The following is a 5131-nucleotide window of genomic DNA, read 5'->3' as shown; positions in this document are numbered from 1 at the left end:
TTGCGGCGGTCGAGTTCGGCCTGGATCGCTTCAAGATCCAGCTCCAGTCTGGGCGGGCAGCCGTCGATGATTACGCCAACCCCGCCACCATGGGATTCGCCGAAGGTGCTGATCCGAAAGAGATCTCCGAAGCTGCTGCCCATTGACCACCTGCGTTGGGGCGAGCCTACAAACTGGGCTTCACCTTTGGCATAGCGCAATCTTGAAGAGGCAGGAGCGTGCCGCCCTAATCATGGAGCGGCTCCAGCAGCACTACCCCGAAACCCCTGTACCTCTCGACCACAGCGATTCCTTCACGCTGTTGGTGGCGGTCCTGCTGAGCGCCCAATGCACAGATAAGAAGGTCAACGAGGTCACCCCGGCCCTATTTGCAGCTGGCCAGGACCCTGCCGCGATGGCAGCCCTGAGTGAGGAGACGATCCTGGCCCATATCCGCCAGCTTGGCCTGGCTCGCACCAAGGCTCGCAATGTCAAACGCCTTGCCGAGCTCTTGCTTGAGCGTCATGGCGGCATGGTGCCCCGCAGTTTTGAACAGCTTGAGGCCCTGCCTGGGGTTGGTCACAAAACCGCAAGTGTGGTGATGGCCCAGGCCTTCGGTGTGCCCGCCTTCCCCGTAGACACCCACATCCACCGATTGGCGCAGCGTTGGGGTCTCAGCAGTGGCAAGAGTGTTGTGCAAACGGAGCATGATCTCAAGACCTTGTTCCCCAAAGAAGCCTGGAATCGCTTGCACCTGCAGATCATTTTTTATGGGCGCGAATTCTGCACGGCCCGGGGTTGTGACGGCACTATCTGCCCCCTTTGCAGGGAGCTCTATCCCCGCCGGCGCACTGCTGTGATCTGGCGTAAGCCCTGATTTACAACTTGTCCACCACCCAGGCAATAAAAAAGCCCCCTCGTGAGAGGGAGCTTTTGGGATTCCGTTATGTCCCAGCCGTAGCTGGGTTGTTGAGTATCAACCGATTGCAGGTGCGGTCAGTGCCACGGGGGTGGCAGTAGCAGCAGCAAGGTCAAGCGGGAAGTTGTGAGCATTGCGCTCGTGCATCACTTCCATACCCAGACCAGCGCGGTTCAGAACGTCTGCCCAGGTGTTCACCACACGGCCTTGGCCGTCGAGGATCGACTGGTTGAAGTTGAAACCGTTCAGGTTGAAGGCCATCGTGCTCACGCCAAGGGCGGTGAACCAGATGCCAACCACGGGCCAGGCAGCCAGGAAGAAGTGGAGGCTGCGGCTGTTGTTGAAGGAGGCGTATTGGAAGATCAGGCGACCGAAGTAGCCGTGAGCAGCCACGATGTTGTAGGTCTCCTCTTCTTGGCCAAACTTGTAGCCGTAGTTCTGGCTCTCGCTCTCGGTGGTCTCACGCACCAGGCTGCTGGTAACGAGTGAACCGTGCATGGCGGAGAACAGGCTGCCACCGAAGACACCAGCCACTCCCAGCATGTGGAAGGGGTGCATCAGGATGTTGTGCTCAGCCTGGAACACCAACATGTAGTTGAAGGTGCCGGAGATGCCAAGGGGCATGGCGTCCGAGAAGGAGCCTTGACCGAAGGGATACACCAAGAACACGGCAGATGCTGCGGCCACAGGAGCGCTGTAGGCAACGCAGATCCAGGGGCGCATGCCCAAGCGGTAGGAAAGCTCCCACTCGCGTCCCATGTAGGCGTAGATGCCGATCAGGAAGTGGAAGACCACCAGCTGGAAAGGACCACCGTTGTAGAGCCACTCATCGAGGCTGGCGGCTTCCCAGATGGGGTAGAAGTGCAGGCCGATGGCGTTGCTGGAAGGAACAACAGCACCGGAGATGATGTTGTTGCCGTACATCAGGGAGCCAGCTACGGGCTCACGGATGCCGTCGATGTCGACAGGGGGTGCGGCGATGAAGGCCACGATGAAGCAGATGGTGGCAGCCAGCAGGCAGGGGATCATCAGCACACCGAACCAGCCCACATAGAGGCGGTTGTTGGTGGAGGTGACCCAGTCGCAAAACTGGTTCCACGCAGAAGCGCCTTGGCGCTGCTGAATAGTGGTTGTCATGAGAACGGTTTGGGGAAGGGCTTAGCTGACTCAGCCGAGAGGCTTTGCAGGAAAGCAGTAAGTAGATGCGGGGCGGGAAACCGCTCGCTCATCTGAACTTAACACCTGTTCACACTTGCCGGCCAACTCGGCGGTGCAATTGGACGACAGCAGGGCTGATGACACCGATAAGCCTGGCTAATCACGAACTGTCCGGTGGTCAATGCAAGGGTCCATCGCCCCAATCGACCATCGACATCCCCAAGCTGGTTCTGCTGCTGGCTGGTGATCCTGGGGCCTTCACCCCTCTGGGCACCCTGGCCCTGGCAGGCACGATGGCCACGGCGGCCTATCAGCACATCTTCACGGCTGGCCTGAACATCTCCTTGCTGGAACTGGTGGTGCTCCACCTGGGAGGAAGCCTTGCCCTGCTCTTCAACGGGCTGGGTCGCTTTTCCTTCGATGCAGGCACGGGGAATGAGCTCATCTCCGGACTGGATCAAGGCGGTGGCGCCCCTGAAACGGATCAACCCGGTGGCTTATGGGCCCTCACTCCGGCAGCCATCTCAGCGAAGGCCTTCCGCCAGGTTGATTGAGCGGCAAGAGAAGGGCTGCCGCCCATGGATTCGCAGCCCTCAGCCGCGACAGCGCCCAAACCAGTCACATTGCGTTACAGTTCTCTTAACAATCCGCAACAGTCATGACTGAGTCCACGCCCCGCTTCGGTTTCGTTGCCTTCGCTGAAACCTGGAATGGCCGTCTGGCCATGCTCGGCTTCGTGATCGGCCTTGGCACCGAGCTGCTCACCGGCCAGAGCATCCTCGGCCAACTGGGCTTGGGCTGATCTCATGAGCACCGATTACACCGCTGCCATTGCAACCGTCATCGCACTTGTCGTTGTGCTCGGTGGCATGACGACGTACGTCCTCAGCCGCCCTAGTGACCTGACCCCAAGGACTCGATGATCGCAGCCCTCACCGTGGCGCTTTTTGGTGCCTGGTTGATCAGCGCCCTATTGCTGCAGCCAAATATCGCCGATTGATGCAAGCGCGCTTCCGCTTCGTTTGACACCACCCAAGACATCTCCATGACCAACACTCCCGCCAGCGAACAGCTGCTCAACAACAGCCCCGAACAGCTGACCCTCGTGGCCCAGCTCAAGCGAGCTGAACTGTTTAACGGCCGTGCCGCCATGCTCGGCATAGTCATAGGCATCGTGGTGGAAGGCCTCACGGGCTTTGGTATCGCCCACCAAATTGGTCTCGGTGCTTTAGTTGATGGCTATGCCGCCTGCCGCACCCAGTTTTTACCGTTCTGTTTCTAATCCAACTTTACAGCTGCATAACTGAAGTTCCTTTAGCCTTGCACTATCGTTTCTAAGCAATATTTTACTTGCCCAACAGTTGATTGCAGATTAGCCATTTCTAGCCCCAAGTTAATGCGGTTACCATGCCCAAGCCAACCAAGGGCGACTTAGAAAGATTAAGCCGTGGTAAATCGACTCGATCAAGGATAGGAAGTCGTCAAATACCTCATAGGCTAACGCAAAAGGAGCGCATTCTTTTTGAAGCAGCGCAACGTCAAGGATTTTTGAAAGTTCCTGTGGCGGGCATTCGTCCAAATGTTCTTAATGTTTATAAATTGTGGTGTGACGCCGAAGGCAAAGATTGTATTGTCATAAATAGCAGCAAATCACAGGGTTAAGATTATTCATTAGAATTGCATGCCAACTTCGCGGGCCATGCCTGATTTGCTGGTGCGCGATGTCGATGACGACCTAGTCCAGGCTCCCAAGAAGTGGGCTGATGCCAATGGCCGCAGCCCGATACAAGAACTCGCTTTTTCTAGCGGCGTTCACCATCGGTGCGCTGCGCCGAAGGGTTGAGTTGGTATGTAAGCGGGGGGATCAACCGCAAGCTCAACTGCTGGAGCAGCGAGCAATCAAAAGCCTGTCTCGATCGCATGGACCTCTGGGAAGAGGACTCTTTGCAAGTAAGCCCCCAGCAAGGGCTAAACCCCCCTTGAGCCAGAAGTTGCAAGCATCAGCCCTGGGCTACGGCCTGAGGCTTTTTGATGCAGGCCATCCACCCAGGTGCGCTGATGCCCTGACCCGTGGCTAAGACAAAGGCAACTGCCTACGAACCCATGGGCCTGTTGTACGTCCTGCTTGTCGACACAGAAGACGGCACCACCACCGTCCAAATGGAAGCCAACAGCAAAGAAGAGGCGCTGGAGAGCGGCCAGGAGCTCTATCCCGGTTGCCGACTGGCGCTCGTGAATCCAGTCCCGGGTGAGCAAAAGGGCTAACCGCAAGCCTCAGACAACCATCACCCCCGAGCAGCGCCCGAGGGTGATAGATCAGTGAACATTCCAATAGCAGTGAAAAAGAAGCTGCTGACGTTGGCACCTGGGGCCATGCATTCCAGGTGTGGGGCGGATGGTCCTCCTGAGGGCACCTGCGGCGGTGCGGCTGGAGTGTCGATCAGTCAGGCGCACAAGGTGAGCTGCACTGGGGAATGCTGCTCTCTTGCCCGGCTGAACGACCCGCCCACATTTAGATAAAGACTGTTGGAGCAGGGGCGTGGCGTCAGCGTGCTTCTTGAACCTGGCGGGGTGGCGTGTCGTCCATGTTGGGCGCCTCCTGGGTTGATGAGCACAGCATCGCTGCGCTCGCGGCTCAGCACAATCAGCTTTTAAACGCATTGCTTCTGGCTGCAGATCGGAGCAAGGTGAGAATGCTTTGTGGCCTGCAGCAGTTCAGGCCCTGCGCAGTGGTGGCGGCGTCCACTGCGGCTCGCAGACCTGCCAGCCGGCTCTGCGCTTCTGGGCCCAGAGCTTGATCGCCTCATTTCGCATCAGCTCCCTGCGGTGTTTCAGCAGCGGTGGCTCCCCGCTGGGCATCACCTCTCCAAAAGTCACCTCCAGGCTCTGGCTCCAGCGGTCGTAGCGGCATGGCTGGAAATGGAGCACCTGACGGCCATCGCTTAGCCAGCCCTCCTGGGGGGAGAGCGGTGGCCGCTACCGGTGACAGAGCTGGAGTGCATGGGCGGTTCAGGCCACCTCCGGCGCCCAGCCCTGCTTACTCACCATTTCTTCGGTCCAGCCCTGGCAGCGGCT

The 5131-nt window shown here is 58.5% G+C and carries 7 protein-coding genes and 1 pseudogene; 5 read left to right on the top strand and 3 right to left on the bottom strand.

Annotation, left to right across the window (positions count from 1 at the left end):
• Nucleotides 1-143, bottom strand: a 143-nt coding sequence (locus tag KBY71_RS15030; protein WP_254929690.1) for a chorismate synthase, incomplete at its 3' end; no start/stop codon positions are given.
• 59 nt (nucleotides 144-202) lie between these two features.
• On the opposite strand from KBY71_RS15030, the gene nth reads away from it, so the two are divergent.
• Nucleotides 203-856: an endonuclease III gene (gene nth / locus KBY71_RS15025; RefSeq protein WP_254929689.1), complete on the top strand. Its 654-nt coding sequence runs from the start codon at nucleotides 203-205 to the stop codon at nucleotides 854-856.
• A gap of 99 nt (nucleotides 857-955) precedes the next feature.
• Here nth and psbA read toward each other — a convergent pair whose 3' ends face one another.
• Complete coding sequence (gene psbA / locus KBY71_RS15020; RefSeq protein ID WP_197147936.1) at nucleotides 956-2035, bottom strand: photosystem II q(b) protein; 1080 nt, start codon at nucleotides 2033-2035, stop codon at nucleotides 956-958.
• 158 nt (nucleotides 2036-2193) lie between these two features.
• Here psbA and KBY71_RS15015 point away from each other — a divergent pair, with 158 nt between their 5' ends.
• The 4 genes from KBY71_RS15015 to KBY71_RS15000 all read left to right on the top strand — a co-directional run bounded on the left by KBY71_RS15015 (nucleotide 2194) and on the right by KBY71_RS15000 (nucleotide 4321).
• Nucleotides 2194-2610 (top strand): DoxX family protein, encoded by a 417-nt coding sequence (locus KBY71_RS15015; RefSeq protein WP_254929688.1) that lies wholly within the window; start codon nucleotides 2194-2196, stop codon nucleotides 2608-2610.
• Between the two features lie 104 nt (nucleotides 2611-2714).
• The gene (locus KBY71_RS15010) at nucleotides 2715-2858 is read left to right on the top strand and encodes a chlorophyll a/b-binding protein (RefSeq protein WP_254929687.1); all 144 of its coding nucleotides are present in this window, start codon (nucleotides 2715-2717) and stop codon (nucleotides 2856-2858) included.
• A gap of 243 nt (nucleotides 2859-3101) precedes the next feature.
• Complete coding sequence (locus KBY71_RS15005) at nucleotides 3102-3338, top strand: chlorophyll a/b-binding protein (protein ID WP_254929686.1); 237 nt, start codon at nucleotides 3102-3104, stop codon at nucleotides 3336-3338.
• A gap of 788 nt (nucleotides 3339-4126) precedes the next feature.
• Entirely contained in the window at nucleotides 4127-4321 is a 195-nt protein-coding gene (locus KBY71_RS15000; RefSeq protein WP_254929685.1) for a hypothetical protein, read from the top strand.
• 450 nt (nucleotides 4322-4771) lie between these two features.
• Here KBY71_RS15000 and KBY71_RS14995 read toward each other — a convergent pair.
• Nucleotides 4772-4999: pseudogene (locus KBY71_RS14995) on the bottom strand (DUF1651 domain-containing protein); the annotation flags it as partial.
• Between the last annotated feature and the right edge of the window lie 132 nt (nucleotides 5000-5131).

It is taken from the genome of Cyanobium sp. T1B-Tous (assembly GCF_024345475.1).
Lineage (GTDB): Bacteria > Cyanobacteriota > Cyanobacteriia > PCC-6307 > Cyanobiaceae > Cyanobium_A.
This window is presented reverse-complemented; position numbering and strand designations above follow the sequence as displayed.

Excerpts from the sequence above, each read along its gene's own strand:
- KBY71_RS15010 (WP_254929687.1), top strand. The coding sequence starts at position 2,715 with ATGACTGAGTCCACGCCCCGCTTCGGTTTCGTTGCCTTCGCTGAAACC.
- KBY71_RS15005 (WP_254929686.1), top strand. The coding sequence starts at position 3,102 with ATGACCAACACTCCCGCCAGCGAACAGCTGCTCAACAACAGCCCCGAA.
- psbA (WP_197147936.1), bottom strand. The coding sequence starts at position 2,035 with ATGACAACCACTATTCAGCAGCGCCAAGGCGCTTCTGCGTGGAACCAG.
- KBY71_RS15015 (WP_254929688.1), top strand. The coding sequence starts at position 2,194 with ATGACACCGATAAGCCTGGCTAATCACGAACTGTCCGGTGGTCAATGC.